Here is an 18,394-nt window from a genome sequence, read left to right as displayed (position 1 = left end):
TGCACAATCCGTTGGACTGGCGATTGTTATCTCAAGTTATTCAAACTGAGGAACAATGTTTGCTTTATCAATTTGCTCAATGGGGAACAGATACTCGTGCTGCTCAACCCGCACCACGACCTCATCATCCTCCACACCTTGCAAAAGCCCTTGTACATTACGCTTCCCCTCAAAGGGTGTACGCAATCGAATCTTCACTACATCGCCAGCGTGCGCTGCGTACTGCTCTAACGTAAATAACGGTCTATCCATTCCAGGAGAAGATACTTCTAAGGTGTACTCGCTTGAAATTGGATCTTCAACATCCATCACCGCACTAATCTGACGGCTAACTTTCTCGCAGTCATCAATAAAAATACCTTGATCACTGTCAATATAGACGCGTAACAACGAATGTCGTCCCTGAGAAATAAACTCAATTCCCCAACAGCGGTAACCAAGCCCTTCAATCACAGGGGCTAGCATGGCTTGCAGCTGGTCTAGCCTGCTTGTCATTCGCCCTCCTAAATAGGTAAGTGGATAAATAAAAAATGGGCACTGTGCCCATCAAGATGGCTATTTTTTATTTCAAACAGCCAATAAAAAGCCCCTAATAACCGGGGCTCTAGAGATAACTAATAACTATTACGGCTTAAGCTTTATCTGCTTAAGCTGATGACAGGTCTTATAACACAGATCATCTAAGCCCTTAGTATACGCAAAGACCCGCGATTGCGGGTCTTTTTTGTATGGTACCGAGAAGGGGACTCGAACCCCTACAGCCTTAGGCCACTACCACCTCAAGGTAGCGTGTCTACCAATTCCACCACCTCGGCAAAAACGTGCGTCACTCTACCACAGGCACATCCGCCGAATCAAGCTTTTCCTGAGTTTGAATTTGCGGCACATCTTCCACAGCAGGCTTCGGCACTTCTAACACTGAAGGATCAGGCACACCTAAATCAAAAACTGATGCTGCACGATCTTTCGCGTAGTAAGCCAACACCATGCTTGAGGCAAAGAAAATCGTTGCCAACACAGCAGTGGTACGACTTAAAAAGCTGCCCGAGCCTTGCGAACCGAATACCGTCGCTGATGCGCCCGAACCAAAGGAAGCACCCGCATCAGCACCTTTACCGTGCTGAATTAAAACAAAACCGACCACACCCAGTGCAGCCAACAAATGCACAACAATAATAACGTTTTCTAACATGTTAGTTTCCTAGCGCGCTAACAATAGCGCTAAATTCTTTGGCATCCAGAGAGGCACCACCGACTAGCCCCCCATCAATATCAGCCATAGCAAATAGTTCGGCTGCATTGGCTGCCTTAACACTACCGCCATAGAGAATCTGTACTTGAGCTGCAACGTCGCTGCACTCTTCAGCTACTCGCTGACGAATCTGCTGATGAATCTCTTGGGCTTGCTCAGGTGTTGCAGTTAAGCCTGTGCCAATTGCCCAAACCGGCTCATAGGCAATCACGGCTTGCTCAAAAGCATCTACTCCAACCTGCTCCATCACCGCTTCCAATTGCTCACACACAGTAGCCGTAGCTAAACCTGCTTCACGCTGAGCCAAGGTTTCACCCAAACATAAAATAGGGATTAAACCTGCTTTTTGCGCAGCGATAAACTTGCGGCATATTACCTGATCTGACTCAGATTGCAATGCACGGCGCTCTGAGTGCCCGACTAAAACATAGCGACAACCTAGCTCTGCCAGCTGCAGCGCACTTACCTCACCCGTTAAGGCCCCATACTCTAGCTGCTCAGCACAATCTTGCGCACCTAACTCAATCCCAGTATCAGCTAGTTGCTGTTGTACAGACTGTAAATTGATAAAGCCTGGGATAATCGCCACATCCACTGCAGCCTGACTAAAATCTTGCGCCGCAAGTTCCGCCACTAATGCATTCACCCGCGCTTGCTCACCAAACATTTTCCAGTTACCAGCTACAAGTTTTCGACGCATTAGTAGGCTCTCCATCAGAATAAGGGCGCAAATTATACTTGAAGTTGCTAGACCGCGCTAGCTACAAACCGTTTCCACGACTTGAGCAATCTGTTCTGCATACTGCTGCACTAACTGCTCATCTTCGCCTTCCACCATCACCCGAATCAAAGGTTCTGTTCCAGACTTACGCAGCAATACACGTCCACGCCCAGCCATCGCTTCAGTGGCTTGATCACAGGCTGCTTGCACTTCTGATGCATCTAACGGATTTTTTTCTCCAGAAAAACGCACATTAATTAACACCTGGGGCAATTTTTTCCACGCCAAACGCTCTTTGGCTAAGCTTTGTCCCCGACGCTTTAGCGCCAGCAAGACCTGCAAGGCAGCAATAATTGCATCACCAGTGGTGGCATGCTGGGCACAAAGGATATGCCCTGAGTTTTCACCGCCAAGCACCCAGCCACGACTCTGCATTTCTGCCATCACATAACGATCGCCCACATTAGCCCGCACAAACGGGATGCCACGCTCTTTCAGCGCCAGCTCTAATCCAAGGTTGCTCATTAAGGTGCCGACTACCCCTGTGCCTTCTGGCAAACGTTCACGCTCCTGCAGGTCAGTCGCAATAATATATAACAGCTCATCGCCATCCACTTCAGCCCCGGTGTGATCCACCATCAACACTCGGTCACCATCACCGTCAAAGGCAATACCAAAGTCGGCGCCGTGCTCAACCACTGCTTGGCATAACGAGCCGAGTGAAGTTGAACCTACGCCATGGTTGATATTCACCCCATCAGGATTAGCCGCGGTGACAATAACTTCTGCACCAAGCTCACGAAACACACTAGGCGCTACCTTATAGGTGGCACCATGGGCGCAGTCCAAGACAATTTTAAAGCCTGAAAAATCACTGCTAGTAGGCACACTGCTCTTACAAAACTCAATATAACGACCTGCCGCATCGTTAATCCGTGACGCCTTACCTAACAACTCAGAATCAACCACGCTCATCGGTGTGTCTAGCAGCTCTTCAATCATTAGCTCAACTTCGTCTGGCAGCTTAGTACCCTGCGCGGAGAAGAACTTAATCCCGTTATCATAATGCGGATTATGACTGGCACTAATGACAATCCCTGCTTCCGCCTTGAAAGTACGGGTTAAATAAGCAACCGCGGGGGTCGGCATCGGGCCTAACAATAAAATATCCGCGCCGGCAGCCGATAACCCTGCTTGCAACGCAGACTCAAACATATAGCCAGAAATACGCGTATCTTTGCCGATTAAAATCCGGCATTTACCCTGCTTACGAAATGCCATGCCCGCCGCCCAGCCTAATTTCAACATAAACTCTGGGGTAATCGGCGCCGTTCCTACACGCCCACGAATGCCATCGGTGCCAAAATACTTACGCGTCATATCCACTTCCTATTGCGCTGCCATTACAGCATTAAACAGTTTGACTGCATCTACAGTAGCAGCCACATCATGCACTCTAAGCACCTTTGCTCCACGCTCAAGCGCCATTACAGCCAACCCTAAGCTACCAAACAAACGCTGCTCAACCGGCTTATCTAATACTTGGCCAATCATACTTTTGCGGGAAACCCCAACCAACAAGGGTAACCCCAAAACAGCTAACTGTTGCTGTTGCTTAAACAAGGTCAAATTATGCGTTAAATTTTTCGCAAATCCAAAACCTGGATCAATCAATAAGCGACTTTTAGCAATTCCTGCTTGCTCGCACAACTGAACCTTCTCCTGCAAGAACTGCAACACCTCGGCCGTCACATCAGCATATTCAGGTTGCTGCTGCATGGTTTGCGGCTCACCTAGCATATGCATTAAACAAACAGCAGCTTGAGTATCCTGCACTGCCTCCAATGCACCTTCACGGCGCAACGAGCGCACATCATTAATCAGCCCGGCACCGGCTGCAATTGACTCACGCATAACACTCGGGGTGGATGTATCAACAGAAATCACCACATCGAGCGTTTGGGCAATGCGCTCAACCAACGGCACTACACGATCTAACTCTTGCTGCTCAGAAACCTGAGCGGCGCCTGGCCGGGTAGACTCACCACCAATATCGATAATCGCTGCGCCTTCAGCACATAACTGCTGTGCCCGTAATAGCGCTTGATCGAGATGATTATAATGCCCACCATCAGAAAAAGAGTCAGGCGTCATATTCACAATACCCATCACCTTGGGCTCAGTTAAATCTAAACGCCGTGCGCCGCACTGTAACCACGATTGCTGTGCCACTTTTACCACCTAACGCTTTCGGTAAAAAAAATGCCGCTGGAATCAGCGGCATCAAGGATTAATGTTCGCTCGCCGGATCCGTTAAGTCAGGCTGAGCGGTTGGAGGTTCTGTGTTTGGCGCTGCAGGTGCACCTGATTGCGGCCCATTACCGCCACTCCAATCTTTAGGCTCACGCACTTCGCGCCCCGCCATAATGTCATCAATTTGATCGGAGTCGATGGTTTCATACTTCATCAAGGCTTGCGCCATGACATCTAGCTTGTCGCGATTATCTTCCAGCAACTGCTTGGCTTTGGCATAGCAGCTATCAATGATTTCTCGTATTTCAAGATCAATCAGTTTAGCTGTTTCACCCGATACATTAGCCGCCGCACCGGAACCACCCCGACCTAAAAAGCCAGCGTCATCATCTTCGGCATACTGCAAAGGCCCTAATTTTTCCGACAGTCCCCACTTGGTTACCATATTGCGAGCAATTTGGGTGGCGCGCATGATGTCATTTGACGCCCCTGTCGTTACCCCATCAAAGCCTAAAGTCATTTCTTCAGCAATCCGACCACCATAAAGTGAGCAGATCTGACTGAGCAAACCACGCTTAGACAAGCTATAACGGTCTTCTTCAGGCAAGAACATGGTCACACCTAAGGCGCGGCCACGGGGAATAATGGACACCTTATAGACTGGGTCATGCTCAGGCACTAAACGGCCAACAATCGCATGTCCCGCCTCGTGATAGGCTGTATTCAGCTTTTCTTTCTCTGACATCACCATGGATTTGCGCTCGGCACCCATCATGATCTTATCTTTGGCTTGTTCAAACTCAGCCATTTCTACTACGCGCTTGCCACCACGAGCGGCAAACAAGGCTGCTTCGTTTACTAAGTTGGCCAAATCTGCACCGGAGAAACCTGGCGTACCGCGGGCAATCACCGCCGCATCCACATCATTACTCACCGGCACTTTACGCATGTGCACATGTAAAATTTGCTCACGCCCACGAATATCAGGCAAACCCACCACCACTTGGCGGTCAAAGCGCCCTGGACGCAATAACGCAGGATCCAGCACGTCTGGACGGTTAGTCGCAGCAATAACAATTACGCCGTCATTGCCTTCAAAACCATCCATTTCAACTAGCAATTGGTTCAGGGTTTGCTCACGCTCATCATGACCGCCGCCCATACCCGAGCCACGGTGACGACCGACCGCATCAATCTCGTCAATAAAGATAATGCACGGGGCGTGTTTTTTGGCCTGCTCGAACATATCACGCACCCGAGAAGCACCAACCCCGACAAACATTTCAACAAAATCAGAACCAGAAATAGTGAAAAATGGCACCTTGGCTTCACCGGCAATCGCCTTAGCCAATAGAGTTTTACCTGTACCTGGCTGACCCACCATCAATACGCCGCGGGGAATTTTTCCACCTAAGCGCTGAAAACGGCTTGGATCACGCAGAAACTCTACCAGCTCACCCACCTCTTCTTTAGCTTCATCACAACCGGCCACATCAGCTAATGTGGTTTTAATTTGGTCTTCAGATAGCATCCGCGCTTTACTTTTACCAAAGCTCATCGGGCCGCCCTTACCGCCAGCGCCGCCCTGCATCTGCCGCATAAAGAACATAAACACGGCAATAATGACCAAAATTGGGAAGCTAGCCACAAGCAACTGCATCCAAATACTTTGCTGTTCTGGTTGCTTACCCACTACGGTTACATTGTTATCAATCAGGTCGCCCATTAAGCCATTATCTTGAATTGCCGGACGCACCGTTTCAAAACTACTGCCATCGAGGCGCTTACCGCTAATGATATAACCATCAACAGTGACCTGATTCACCTTGCCTTCTTTAACCTGCTCAATAAAAGAGGAGTAATTGAGCTTGGAGGCTTCATTATGGGATGAAAAATTATTCATCACCGTAATTAGCACCACGCCAATTACCACCCAGAGCAATAGGTTTTTAGTCATATCATTCACTTAGCCACCCTCTGCAGCTGCTTGTTGCGGCAACCGCCTGATTAAAATCGAGTTCCAGTTGTATCAAAATTTCTATTCCTAGCTTAGGTGATGTATCGGCTGAGAGTTCACCTTTACTCTCCTCTATAGCCTCGTGCTAACAAATATTGCTCACGCGAACGGTCCCTTGAGGAAGCAGGTTTACGCATCTGTACTTTCTCAAACTGCTCGCGCACCTGTTTTAAGTAAGCATCAAATCCTTCACCTTGGAAAATTTTAATTAAAAAATCCCCGCCTGGCTTTAATACTTTACTGGCAAGGTCCAAAGCTAGTTCGCACAAAAACATAGCACTGGCCTGATCTGCAGTACGGATACCACTCATATTGGGGGCCATGTCCGAAATAACAAGGTCAACCGGCCGATTATTTACCGCCGTTAAAATTTCTTGATAAACCGAGTCTTCAGTAAAGTCGCCCTGAATAAAGGTGACATCAGCAATACTATCCATCGGTAAAATATCCGAAGCAATCAAGGTCCCCTTATCACCAATCACCCGACTGGTTACTTGAGACCAGCCCCCAGGCGCACTGCCTAAGTCAATTACGGTCATGCCAGGGCGCAAAATACGGTCTTTATCTTGAATCTCCAGTAATTTATAGCTAGCCCGCGAACGATAACCGTCTTTCTGCGCCTGCTTAACATACTGATCATCAAAGTGTTCTTTTAGCCAGCGGCCACTACTTTTTGAACGTGCCACAGAATACCTCGTAAAAATACCTCTTTCATGGCTAGGTCGGGTAAACTAGGCGTTTATTCAAACCGTTACACTGCAGAGGTTCACTATGTCGCTCACCCAAGAGCAAAAAAAACAATTTAAAGCTATTGGCCACTTTCTAAAACCGGTGCTGACTGTAGCAGATAACGGTCTATCAGAAGGTGTACTGGCTGAATTAGATCGTGCACTTAATGATCACGAATTAATTAAAGTTCAGCTCCGTATTGGTGAGCGCGAAGATCGAAAAGCTATTTTAGACCAACTTTGCCAATCAGCCAGCGCTGAATTGGTACAAAGTATTGGTAAGGTGGCTGTTATCTACCGTAAAAATCCTAAGCCCAATAAAAATCTGTCGAATATTTTACGCTACCAAGCTTAATTTTCGCGCGCTTGATGATTCTGCTCTACTGCTGGAAACGGCTGTACCAGCAAGAGCAGACCCACGCAACTCAATGCTAAATAACTGTACCCTTGGACTATCTGCAGCTGCGAATCGATCACTGGCAAAGCATAAAACACTGCCGCTAACACTAAACTGCTAAGCAATAGCCACCCTCGTAGATCGCTTAACCAGCGTGCTTTACGCGCTTGCATCAACAGCACCAGCTGAAATATCACACCCACCACTGCCAAGCCAACCAAAACTGGCCTTAAACTCTCTGCCACCTCTTGCACTAACATTGGCGCCAAAGCCATTGTTTGCAAAGCGGGCAGCAACAGAAAATGGGTTAAAAATAAACTACCAACCCACAGCATTTGTACCAGCTGCCAAATCACTTGGGAGCTGGTTAATGCTGGAGTCAGTACGGCTTTAGATGTGCTTAACTTCAAGTATCTCATACTCCACAACACCACTCGGCGTTTGGATAGCTACCACTTCACCTTCCTCTTTGCCAATTAAGCCACGGGCAATCGGTGAGGTGACTGAGATTTTTCCTTGTTTGATGTCAGCTTCATCTTCACCCACAATCTGGTAAGAGACTTCTTCATCGGTATCCACATTCATAATGTCGATGGTGGTACCAAAAATCACCTTACCAGTGTGAGCGATGGTCGTTACATCAATCACTTGAGCGGCTGAAAGGCGGCCTTCGATGTCTCGAATGCGTGCCTCGACCATACCCTGCTGCTCACGAGCAGCATGATATTCAGCATTTTCCTTGAGGTCACCTAGCTCACGCGCAGTGGCAATAGCTTCAGTGATTTGCGGACGACGCTCGGTTTTCAAAAAGTTAAGTTCATCTTCCAAGGCGCGAGCGCCTTGGACAGTCATTGGAAATTTAGTCACGCATTAATTCCTGAGTGCAAGTCTTGCAAGCGACGAACAGTCTTTTCAGGACCAAACTTCAACGCTTCACATACGGCTTGCCCACCAGCCAAGGTGGTGGTGAGGTAAACCTTATGCTGCAAGGCATTACGACGAATCGAGAACGAGTCAGCAATCGACTGACGTCCTTCCGTCGTATTAATAATCAACGTCACCTCAGCATTTTTGATCATATCAACCACGTGAGGACGACCTTCAGTTACTTTATTTACTCGGCGTACCGGTAAATCAGCTGCCTCAATGATACGAGCTGTGCCAGAAGTCGCAACTACCTCAAAGCCTAATTCGATTAAATCACGGGCTAAAGCGGCCACATAGGGCTTGTCATCTTCACGCACGCTCAAAAATACCGTGCCCTCAGTAGGTAACGTCTCGCTAGCACCCATTTGTGATTTAGCAAAGGCTTCAGCAAAGCTATCGCCCACGCCCATCACTTCACCGGTAGACTTCATTTCAGGGCCAAGAATGGTATCTACCCCTGGGAACTTAGCAAAGGGGAACACCGCCTCTTTAACACTGTAGAACGGCGGAATAATTTCCTTGGTAAAGCCTACTTCCTCAAGGGTTTTACCAGCCATTACGCGGGCTGCTACTTTAGCAATGGATTCGCCAATGCACTTAGAAACAAAAGGCACAGTACGGGAAGCACGTGGGTTGACTTCAATCACATAGATATCATCGCCCTGAACCGCCATCTGTACGTTCATTAAACCAACAACGCCTAGCTCTAGTGCCATGCGTGATACCTGGTCGCGAATGATATCTTGCACTTCAGGGGTTAAGGAATACGGTGGCAATGAACAGGCTGAGTCACCGGAGTGCACCCCGGCTTGCTCAATGTGCTGCATAATGGCGCCGATCACCACTTGCTTACCATCCGATACCGCATCTACATCCACTTCAATTGCACTGTTGAGAAAGTAGTCCAACAGCACAGGACTGTCATTGGAAACTTGCACCGCTTCACGCATATAACGCTTAAGCTCTTCCTCGTCATACACAATTTCCATCGCGCGACCACCTAACACATAGGAAGGACGCACCACCAATGGATAACCGATTTCACGGGAAGCAATAATCGCTTCCTCTTCACTGCGGGCGGTCGCATTTTGCGGCTGTAGCAAGTTAAGGCGCTGCACCATTTGCTGGAAACGCTCACGGTCTTCCGCACGGTCAATCGCATCAGGACTAGTACCAATAATCGGCACTCCGGCTTCTTCTAACGCGCGGCAGATTTTAAGTGGCGTTTGTCCACCATACTGCACAATCACACCCACTGGCTTTTCAATCCGTACAATTTCTAATACATCCTCTAGAGTCACCGGCTCAAAGTAGAGGCGGTCAGAGGTGTCATAGTCGGTGGAAACCGTTTCAGGGTTACAGTTCACCATAATGGTTTCGTAACCATCTTCACGCATGGCAAAGGCCGCATGTACACAGCAGTAGTCAAACTCGATACCTTGACCAATACGGTTTGGACCACCACCTAAAATCATGATTTTCTTGTTGTCTGACGGATTAGCTTCGCACTCTTCTTCATAGGTGGAGTACATGTAAGCAGTATCAGTAGCAAACTCAGCAGCGCAGGTATCTACTCGCTTGTACACCGGCAATACACCTAACTGCTGGCGACGGGCACGCACGCTTTTTTCTGTGACCGACAACAACTTAGCTAAGCGCGCATCACCAAAACCTTTGCGCTTAAGTTTACGCATTAAGGCGTAATCCACATCATTCAAACCGATGGTTTTCAGACGCTCGGCTTCTTTAACTAAGTCTTCTAACTGAATTAAGAACCAGTGATCAATCTTGGTCAGCTCGTAAATTTCATCGCGACTCATACCAAAACGAATGGCATCGCCTAAGTACCAAATGCGATCAGCTCCTGGCACGGTTAATTCGCGGCGCAAGGTTGATTCGGCATCGGCAGCTTTAATATCCATAATTGAATCTAAGCCATTCACGCCCACTTCTAGGCCCCGCAGGGCTTTTTGTAACGACTCTTGGAAGGTGCGACCAATCGCCATCACTTCACCCACTGATTTCATCTGGGTGGTTAAACGGGCATCGGCTTTAGGGAACTTTTCAAAAGCAAAGCGTGGAATCTTAGTAACTACGTAATCAATTGCTGGCTCAAAAGAAGCGGGCGTACGGCCACCGGTAATGTCGTTGCTTAGCTCATCTAGGGTATAACCCACAGCTAACTTAGCGGCAATTTTAGCAATCGGGAAGCCTGTAGCTTTTGAAGCCAGTGCTGATGAGCGGGACACACGGGGGTTCATTTCAATCACCACCATGCGACCATCTTTAGGGTCAATCCCAAACTGTACGTTTGAACCACCGGTCTCAACACCAATTTCACGCATTACTGCCAACGAGGCATCGCGCATGATTTGGTATTCTTTATCGGTTAAGGTTTGGGCTGGCGCTACGGTGATCGAGTCACCGGTGTGTACGCCCATAGGATCAAAGTTTTCAATTGAGCACACGATAATGCAGTTGTCGTTTTTATCACGCACCACCTCCATTTCGTACTCTTTCCAACCGATCAGTGATTCATCAATCAACAACTCTTTGGTTGGCGATAAATCTAAACCGCGGGTACAGATCTCTTCAAACTCTTCGCGGTTATAGGCAATCCCACCACCGGTACCGCCCATGGTAAAACTAGGACGAATAATGCACGGAAAGCCCACTTCATCCAACACTCGGTAGGCATCATCCATCGAGTGCGCAATCCCCGAGCGCGGGCAAGCTAAGCCAATATCACGCATAGCTTTATCAAAACGTGAGCGGTCTTCAGCTTTATCGATGGTGTCGGCATTAGCACCGATCATTTCTACGCCAAATTTCTCCAGAATACCTTCACGCTCTAACGCCAACGCACAGTTCAGCGCGGTTTGTCCGCCCATGGTTGGCAGCAGCGCATCTGGACGCTCTTTTTCAATGATTTTAGCCACGGTTTGCCATTGAATTGGCTCAATGTAGGTGGCATCGGCCATGGCAGGGTCAGTCATAATGGTGGCTGGGTTCGAGTTAACCAAAATGACTCGATAGCCCTCTTCACGCAGTGCTTTACACGCCTGCGCGCCCGAGTAGTCAAACTCACAAGCCTGACCAATGACAATCGGACCGGCGCCGATAATTAAAATGCTTTTGATATCTGTGCGTTTTGGCATGGGATTCTCGTAATATTCAGGACAAAGTTGCAGTCGCCAGCTTCACGCCAAAGCCGACAAACAGAGTACCTACTGCGGCTCCAGCACCGGTTGCAATACGCTTACGCTGTGCAAACCAGTGGGCCAAGCGGGCACCCATAAAAATCAGTACCGTAAGGTACAACAAGCTAATCACTTGTAAAATAATGCCCAACACCAGAAAGGACACTCCAGGATAGGCGTAACCTGGGTCAACAAACTGGATAAAAAAAGACATAAAAAACAAGATAGCTTTAGGATTCGACAAACTCAGCATCAAGGCTTTACGCAACGGATGACTCAGTTTGTGCGAGGCAGACGGCTCAGTTGCAGCCACTGCTGGCTTACTGTTCAACGCTTTAGAGCAATAAGTGCGCCAAGCGCCGACTAACATCCGCAGACCAAGATAACCAAGGTAAGCAGCGCCAATCATTTTTAAAACTTCAAACAGCATCGGGTGTGTCTTTAGCAGCGATGCCATGCCGAGCGCTGAAAACAGCATCAGCAAGCTATCACCAATAAATACCCCCGCAGCTGCGCGATAACCAGCGGCTACCCCGCGCTGCACAGCAGTGCTAAGCACAAATAACGAGTTAGGGCCTGGCAGCAATACAATCAACACTGTACCTATGACATAGGCCCAGAGTTCCACCACTCCCAAACTCGCCATCATAACTACTTAGCCATCGCTGCGACAAAACGATCGAACAAGCCATTCACATCATTTGGACCAGGGCTTGCTTCTGGATGCCCTTGGAAGCCAAAGGCCACTACATCGGTACGCTCAACGCCCTGCACGGTGCCATCAAATAAAGAACGATGAGTAACCCGCAGGTTAGCTGGCAAGCTGTCTTCAGCAACGGCAAAACCATGATTTTGACTGGTAATCATGACCCGCTGGGTAGCTAAGTCTTGTACCGGGTGATTAGCCCCATGATGACCATTTGGCAGCTTTTCAGTGCGCGCACCGGAAGCCAACGCTAATAGCTGATGACCTAAACAGATACCAAATACGGGCTTGCCTGCGGCAATCACTTGTTCAATGGCTTGCACTGCATAGCTGCAAGGTGCTGGATCGCCAGGGCCATTGGATAAGAACACCCCATCCGGATTGAGCGCCAACACTTCACTGGCTGGCGTCTCAGCTGGTACTACGGTTACTCGGCAACCGCGCGCCACTAATAAACGTAAAATATTACGCTTCACGCCAAAATCATAGGCCACCACATGGTAAGGCAGTTTTGCTGCCGGAACTTCTGGGTGACTGTCAGTTTGTAAGCACCAAGGGCCTGAACGCCACTCATAGATCTCAGCGGTGCTCACTTCACGGGCTAGGTCTTTACCTTGAATACCGGCAAACTGCTGAGCTAAGGCCAACGCTTGCTCTTCAGTTGCATCTTCACCGGCTAAGATACAGCCATTAAGTGCCCCTTTTTCACGCAAAATGCGAGTTAAGCGACGGGTATCAATATCGGCAATAGCCACGACTTTATTGGCTTTTAAATACTCGCCTAGTGGCTGCTGATCACGCCAGTTGCTAGAAATTAACGGTAAGTCACGAATAATAAGTCCTGCTGCCCACACCTGATTAGACTCAGCATCTTCAGGCGTTGTCCCTGAGTTACCGATATGTGGATAGGTCAGAGCAACCATTTGTTGTGCATAGGATGGATCCGTTAGAATTTCCTGATAGCCGGTCATGGCGGTATTGAATACCACCTCACCAACGGTCTGTCCGTCAATTCCAATGGATTCGCCCTTAAAAATACTGCCGTCTGCAAGGGCGAGTATGGCTGGCTTAGTCAAGAAGACCTCCCGATATAGTAGCAATGGTGCGCTTTTTTCTCGCAAAAAAGCGGAATGACGTGAGTAAACATCATTCCGCTTTAAATACAATTCATAGTGTGCGCTTCTTTAGTAATAAACTAAAACGGCATTCTACTGGAATTTTTCCTAAACCGAAAGGCTAACGTAAGCTAAGTACGTCTTGCATATCGTAAAGTCCTGCAGGCTGCTTTTGTAACCAGCTTGCTGCACGCACCGCCCCTTTAGCAAAGGTCATACGACTGGAGGCTTTATGGGTAATCTCTACCCGCTCACCTTCAGTGGCAAACAGCACCGTATGATCGCCCACCACATCACCCGCACGCACTGTTGCAAAGCCTATGGTCTCACGCTCGCGGGCACCGGTTTGCCCTTCTCGACCATACACTGCCACTTGCTGTAAATCACGGCCTAATGCTTCTGCCACCACTTCGCCCATCCGTAGCGCGGTACCCGAAGGCGCATCGACTTTATGGCGATGGTGAGCTTCAATAATTTCAATATCTGCATCATCACCCATCACCCGCGCCGCCATGTCTAACAATTTAAGACACAGGTTAACGCCCACACTGTAGTTGGCCGCAAAGACAATCGGAATCTCTTGGGCAGCCTGGGTTAATAGCTCACGCTCAGCAGGACTAAAGCCAGTGGTACCAATCACCATTGCTTTGCCAGCCTGACGACAGACTTCTAACGTATTTACCGTGACGGTTGGGTGAGTAAAATCAATCACTAAATCAAAGTGCTCTAGCTGACTGCCTAGATCAGCGACTAAGTTAACCCCTAACCGCCCAACACCAGCCAGCTCACCTACGTCAGCACCAATTAAACTGCTATCAGGACGATCAACCGCCACTGTTAACTGACAACCGTCTAACTGTTGCACGGCCTCAATTAAGGTTTTACCCATGCGCCCAGCAGCGCCCATAATTGCAATACGAAGCATAGAGGAATCCTTTGATTAGTGATTTACCGCCCGCTTTAAACTCGCGACGATAAAAAAAGTCAGTTTGAGCCTATTATGCCGCAAACTGACTTTATCTGTTACGCCTGTTTCCGCTGAGCACTCAACTCAGCCATGACCACTAACGACTACAGGTCATTAAAGAAACGTTTAACTCCCTCAAAGAAGCCGCTAGCTTTAGGTGAGTGCGAAGCATCACCTTGCAAGCTGGTACGAAACTCCTCGAGCATTTCACGCTGGCGTTTATCGAGTTTAACCGGCGTTTCCACCACCACACGGCACATCAAATCACCGACAGCATGCCCACGCACAGGCTTAACACCTTTACCGCGCAAACGGAACATTTTGCCGGTTTGAGTGCCCTCAGGAATTTTTAATTTAACCCGACCATCCAAAGTCGGCACTTCAAGCTCACCACCTAAGGCTGCATCGGCAATATTGATCGGCACTTCGCAGTACAAATCAGCGCCATCACGCTCAAAGATATCGTGGGGCAGCACATTCACCACCACATACAAATCACCTGCAGGACCGCCTTTTACGCCAAGGTCGCCCTCACCCGATAAGCGAATGCGATCACCCGTATCCACGCCAGCAGGAATTTTTACCGACAAGGTTTTTGTTTCTTCCACCCGCCCTTGACCATGGCAAGAGCCGCAAGGATCAGTAATCATCTTGCCGCTACCATGACAACGCGGACACTCTTGCTGTACAGCAAAGAAACCTTGCTGCATACGCACCTGTCCTACACCATTACAGGTCGTACAGGTGACTGGACTGGTGCCTTTTTTCGCCCCACTGCCATGGCAGGTTTTACATTCGACTGCCGTTGGAATGGTGATCTTCTGAGTGGTACCACGCACCGCCTCTTCTAGGGTTAAATCCATGGTGTAACGTAGATCGGAACCACGCTGAGGACCGCCACGCTGGCTGCGTCCACCACCAAAGATATCGCCAAATACATCACCGAAAATATCGCCAAAGTTACCGCCGGAGAAGCCACCACCAAAACCGCCACCGCCCATTTGCGGATCCACTCCGGCATGGCCGTATTGATCATAAGCCGCACGCTTTTCTGCGTCGGACAGCACCTCATAGGCTTCGTTAGCTTCTTTAAACTTTTCTTCCGCGTCTTTGTCGTCGGGATTACGGTCTGGGTGAAACTTCATCGCTAAGCGGCGATAAGCTTTTTTTAGCTCCGCTTCACTGGCTCCGCGCTCAATCCCAAGCACTTCGTAATAATCACGCTTTGACATAAAACTTACTCTCTGACTTAAAACTGCACCTTAAACACGTCAACGCGGGAGCAAGCTCCCGCGCGAACAGTGATGCAGCTTATTACAGGCCACATCGATTAAGTGAACACTCTAGGCAACAATTACTTGTTGTCGTTATCTTTCACTTCTTCAAACTCTGCATCAACTACATCGTCTGAACCGGCTTGCGCCTGATCTGCACCCGCCTCAGCTGCTTGAGCTTGGTCGGCATACATTTTTTGTGCCACCGGTGCAGTCGCTTGTGATACAGCCTCGATTTTAGCTTCGATCAGTGCTTTATCGTCGCCTTTAATCGCTTCTTCAAGCTCAACGACCGCCGCTTCAATGGCTGTTTTTTCTTCGTCAGTCACCTTGTCGCCTGCCTCAGTCACCATCTTACGGGTCGCATGGACCAGCTGATCACCTTGGTTACGCGCCGTTACTAACTCTTCAAACTTGCGATCTTCCTCAGCATTCGCCTCGGCATCACGCACCATTTGCTCAACTTCTTCATCGCTTAAGCCAGAGTTAGCCTTAATCACTACCGACTGCTCTTTACCGGTCGCCTTATCTTTGGCTGACACGTTCATAATACCGTTCGCGTCAATATCAAAGGTTACTTCAATTTGTGGCACACCGCGTGGCGCAGGCGGAATATCCGATAAGTCAAAACGACCTAAGGATTTGTTTTGCGCTGCTTGCTTACGCTCACCTTGTAACACATGAATAGTTACTGCCGGCTGGTTATCATCAGCCGTTGAGAACACCTGGGATTTCTTGGTTGGAATCGTCGTGTTTTTCTCAATCAGGTTAGTCATCACGCCGCCCATGGTTTCAATACCCAAGGACAGAGGCGTCACGTCTAGCAGTAAAACGTCTTTAACATCACCACCTAATACCGCACCCTGAATGGCCGCACCCATGGCTACTGCTTCGTCAGGGTTAACGTCTTTACGGGCTTCTTTACCAAAGTAATCAGCGACCGCTTTTTGCACTAATGGCATACGGGTCTGACCACCTACCAGAATCACCTCATCAATCGCGCTGGCTTCAAGGCCTGCATCGGCTAACGCAGTGCGGCACGGCTCTAACGTACGCTGGACTAAATCTTCTACCAATGACTCTAATTTAGCGCGAGAAATAATCACGTTTAAGTGCTTAGGACCACTGGCATCAGCCGTGATGTAAGGCAAGTTAACGTCGGTTTGCTGCGCTGAAGAGAGCTCAATTTTAGCCTTCTCAGCCGCTTCTTTTAAGCGCTGCATCGCCAATGGATCACCTTTAAGATCCATACCGCTGTCTTTCTTAAACTCATCGGCTAAGTAGTCGATTAAGCGAATATCAAAGTCTTCACCACCTAAGAAGGTGTCACCGTTGGTGGCCAACACTTCAAACTGGTGCTCGCCATCAATTTCAGCAATTTCAATCACCGAAACGTCAAAGGTACCACCACCTAAGTCATACACGATCACCGTACGGTCGCCTTTGGCTTTATCCATACCGTAAGCTAGGGCTGCTGCTGTCGGCTCGTTAATAATCCGCTTAACATCTAAGCCGGCAATACGACCCGCATCTTTAGTGGCTTGACGCTGACTGTCGTTAAAGTATGCAGGAACCGTAACTACGGCTTCGGTAACTGGCTCACCGAGGTAGTCCTCAGCGGTTTTCTTCATTTTCTTCAAGACTTCCGCAGAAATCTGTGGCGGTGCCATTTTTTCGCCTTTTACTTCAACCCAGGCATCACCATTGTCCGCTTTAACAATAGCGAAAGGCACCATTTTGATGTCTTTTTGCACTACTTCTTCGTCAAACCGACGACCAATTAAGCGCTTCACCGCATACAGGGTGTTGGTTGGGTTAGTCACCGCCTGACGCTTAGCTGATTGCCCTACTAACACCTCACCGTCGTTGGCATAAGCAACGATTGATGGCGTAGTACGACCACCCTCAGCGTTTTCAATAATTTTTGCAGTACCGTTTTCTAACACTGACACGCAGGAGTTAGTTGTACCCAAGTCAATACCAATAATCTTACCCATGATGTTCTCCAAACTGATCTAAGTCTTATGCTCGCTATGAGCCGCTAATTCTTAATGCTTGACTAATAAATGGGGGCTATTTTTAACTTTTCAAGCCCTCGGCTATTTATTGTGTCGCTTATTATTTCGTAACGCTGTTATTGCTGGTACTTACTGACTCACCACCACCATAGCCGGACGCAGTAAACGGCCACTGATGGAATAACCTTTCTGGAATACCTTCACCACCGAGTTGGGCTCAACCTCAGCATTAGATTCCATTGAAATGGCTTGGTGTAACTCTGGATCAAAGGGTTGACCCTCTGGTGAAATTTGCTCTACCTGATGGCGCTTTAAGGTATCAAGCAATAGTTTTAAGGTCAGTTCAATCCCTTCCCGCATCGACTGCACCGCCGTATCTTCAGTAATCTGTACCTCAAGTGCACGCTCTAAGGTATCCACCACCGCTAATAAGTCTTTAGCAAATTTTTCTAAAGCAAACTTATGAGCTTTTTCTACATCCTGATCGGCGCGGCGACGGGTATTTTGTACCTCAGCCATTAATCGCAGTTCTTGATCTTTAGCCATTGCCAACTGATCAGTTAACGCCGCTAACTGTGCTTCTAGGTCATTTTCCACCGCTGGCTCAGGCGCCTCAGCTGCTTCACTCTCAAGCAAGGCTTCATCTACTTCAACTTCTGGTGTTTCTGGTTTCTGCTGTTCTGTCATTGCCCTGTCCTCAGTGCAGTATTTTTTACAAGTTACGCTTTATATGAGGGCTAGCTCCTACGAATTCAAGGCACTAAACCAGGTGATTTAAAAAGTCCTTTGCAAGCCATAAAAAATACTGTATAAATTCAC

The 18,394-nt window shown here is 48.5% G+C and carries 17 protein-coding genes and 1 tRNA gene; 1 reads left to right on the top strand and 17 read right to left on the bottom strand.

Annotation, left to right across the window (positions count from 1 at the left end):
* Window positions 1–36: 36 nt before the first annotated feature.
* The 8 genes from rimP to rlmE form a co-directional block, all read right to left on the bottom strand.
* On the bottom strand, window positions 37–495 hold the full coding sequence (gene rimP / locus AC2T15_RS02455) for a ribosome maturation factor RimP (protein WP_053101367.1): 459 nt from the start codon (window positions 493–495) through the stop codon (window positions 37–39).
* Window positions 496–729: 234 nt separating this feature from the next.
* Window positions 730–815: transfer RNA gene (locus AC2T15_RS02450), tRNA-Leu, on the bottom strand.
* A gap of 11 nt (window positions 816–826) precedes the next feature.
* Window positions 827–1,192 (bottom strand): preprotein translocase subunit SecG, encoded by a 366-nt coding sequence (secG, locus tag AC2T15_RS02445; protein ID WP_486778652.1) that lies wholly within the window; start codon window positions 1,190–1,192, stop codon window positions 827–829.
* Between the two features lies 1 nt (window position 1,193).
* Window positions 1,194–1,952, bottom strand: coding sequence for a triose-phosphate isomerase (tpiA, locus tag AC2T15_RS02440; RefSeq protein WP_053101361.1), 759 nt, complete (start codon window positions 1,950–1,952; stop codon window positions 1,194–1,196).
* A 57-nt stretch (window positions 1,953–2,009) separates the two neighbouring features.
* Window positions 2,010–3,353: a phosphoglucosamine mutase gene (gene glmM / locus AC2T15_RS02435; RefSeq protein ID WP_053103541.1), complete on the bottom strand. Its 1,344-nt coding sequence runs from the start codon at window positions 3,351–3,353 to the stop codon at window positions 2,010–2,012.
* A gap of 9 nt (window positions 3,354–3,362) precedes the next feature.
* Entirely contained in the window at window positions 3,363–4,214 is an 852-nt protein-coding gene (gene folP / locus AC2T15_RS02430) for a dihydropteroate synthase (protein ID WP_053101355.1), read from the bottom strand.
* A gap of 49 nt (window positions 4,215–4,263) precedes the next feature.
* Complete coding sequence (gene ftsH / locus AC2T15_RS02425) at window positions 4,264–6,183, bottom strand: ATP-dependent zinc metalloprotease FtsH (RefSeq protein ID WP_053101353.1); 1,920 nt, start codon at window positions 6,181–6,183, stop codon at window positions 4,264–4,266.
* A gap of 122 nt (window positions 6,184–6,305) precedes the next feature.
* A complete protein-coding gene (gene rlmE, locus AC2T15_RS02420; protein WP_053101351.1) occupies window positions 6,306–6,929 on the bottom strand; it encodes a 23S rRNA (uridine(2552)-2'-O)-methyltransferase RlmE in 624 nt (207 codons plus the stop codon).
* Between the two features lie 85 nt (window positions 6,930–7,014).
* On the opposite strand from rlmE, the gene yhbY reads away from it, so the two are divergent.
* Entirely contained in the window at window positions 7,015–7,326 is a 312-nt protein-coding gene (gene yhbY / locus AC2T15_RS02415; protein WP_053101350.1) for a ribosome assembly RNA-binding protein YhbY, read from the top strand.
* On the opposite strand, the gene AC2T15_RS02410 is transcribed toward yhbY, so the two are convergent.
* From AC2T15_RS02410 to grpE, 9 genes are all read right to left on the bottom strand, one after another.
* Window positions 7,323–7,787: a hypothetical protein gene (locus AC2T15_RS02410; protein ID WP_148561509.1), complete on the bottom strand. Its 465-nt coding sequence runs from the start codon at window positions 7,785–7,787 to the stop codon at window positions 7,323–7,325. The genes yhbY and AC2T15_RS02410 overlap by 4 nt on opposite strands.
* Window positions 7,759–8,235, bottom strand: a complete 477-nt coding sequence (gene greA / locus AC2T15_RS02405) for a transcription elongation factor GreA (RefSeq protein ID WP_053101347.1) — start codon at window positions 8,233–8,235, stop codon at window positions 7,759–7,761. Before greA ends, AC2T15_RS02410 begins: the two co-directional genes overlap by 29 nt.
* Window positions 8,232–11,453, bottom strand: coding sequence for a carbamoyl-phosphate synthase large subunit (gene carB, locus AC2T15_RS02400; RefSeq protein WP_053101345.1), 3,222 nt, complete (start codon window positions 11,451–11,453; stop codon window positions 8,232–8,234). The genes greA and carB overlap by 4 nt, the downstream gene beginning before the upstream one ends.
* 16 nt (window positions 11,454–11,469) lie before the next feature.
* A complete protein-coding gene (gene leuE, locus AC2T15_RS02395; RefSeq protein WP_435694027.1) occupies window positions 11,470–12,144 on the bottom strand; it encodes a leucine efflux protein LeuE in 675 nt (224 codons plus the stop codon).
* Window positions 12,145–12,146: 2 nt separating this feature from the next.
* Window positions 12,147–13,277, bottom strand: coding sequence for a glutamine-hydrolyzing carbamoyl-phosphate synthase small subunit (gene carA, locus AC2T15_RS02390; protein WP_053101341.1), 1,131 nt, complete (start codon window positions 13,275–13,277; stop codon window positions 12,147–12,149).
* A 160-nt stretch (window positions 13,278–13,437) separates the two neighbouring features.
* The gene (gene dapB, locus AC2T15_RS02385) at window positions 13,438–14,241 is read right to left on the bottom strand and encodes a 4-hydroxy-tetrahydrodipicolinate reductase (protein ID WP_053101339.1); all 804 of its coding nucleotides are present in this window, start codon (window positions 14,239–14,241) and stop codon (window positions 13,438–13,440) included.
* A gap of 146 nt (window positions 14,242–14,387) precedes the next feature.
* Window positions 14,388–15,515 (bottom strand): molecular chaperone DnaJ, encoded by a 1,128-nt coding sequence (gene dnaJ / locus AC2T15_RS02380; RefSeq protein ID WP_486778651.1) that lies wholly within the window; start codon window positions 15,513–15,515, stop codon window positions 14,388–14,390.
* Between the two features lie 122 nt (window positions 15,516–15,637).
* Complete coding sequence (dnaK, locus tag AC2T15_RS02375; RefSeq protein ID WP_486778650.1) at window positions 15,638–17,554, bottom strand: molecular chaperone DnaK; 1,917 nt, start codon at window positions 17,552–17,554, stop codon at window positions 15,638–15,640.
* Window positions 17,555–17,704: 150 nt separating this feature from the next.
* A complete protein-coding gene (gene grpE, locus AC2T15_RS02370; protein ID WP_053101331.1) occupies window positions 17,705–18,262 on the bottom strand; it encodes a nucleotide exchange factor GrpE in 558 nt (185 codons plus the stop codon).
* Window positions 18,263–18,394 lie beyond the last annotated feature (132 nt).

It is taken from the genome of Thiopseudomonas sp. SA1F2-1K, from assembly GCF_057443035.1.
This window is presented reverse-complemented; position numbering and strand designations above follow the sequence as displayed.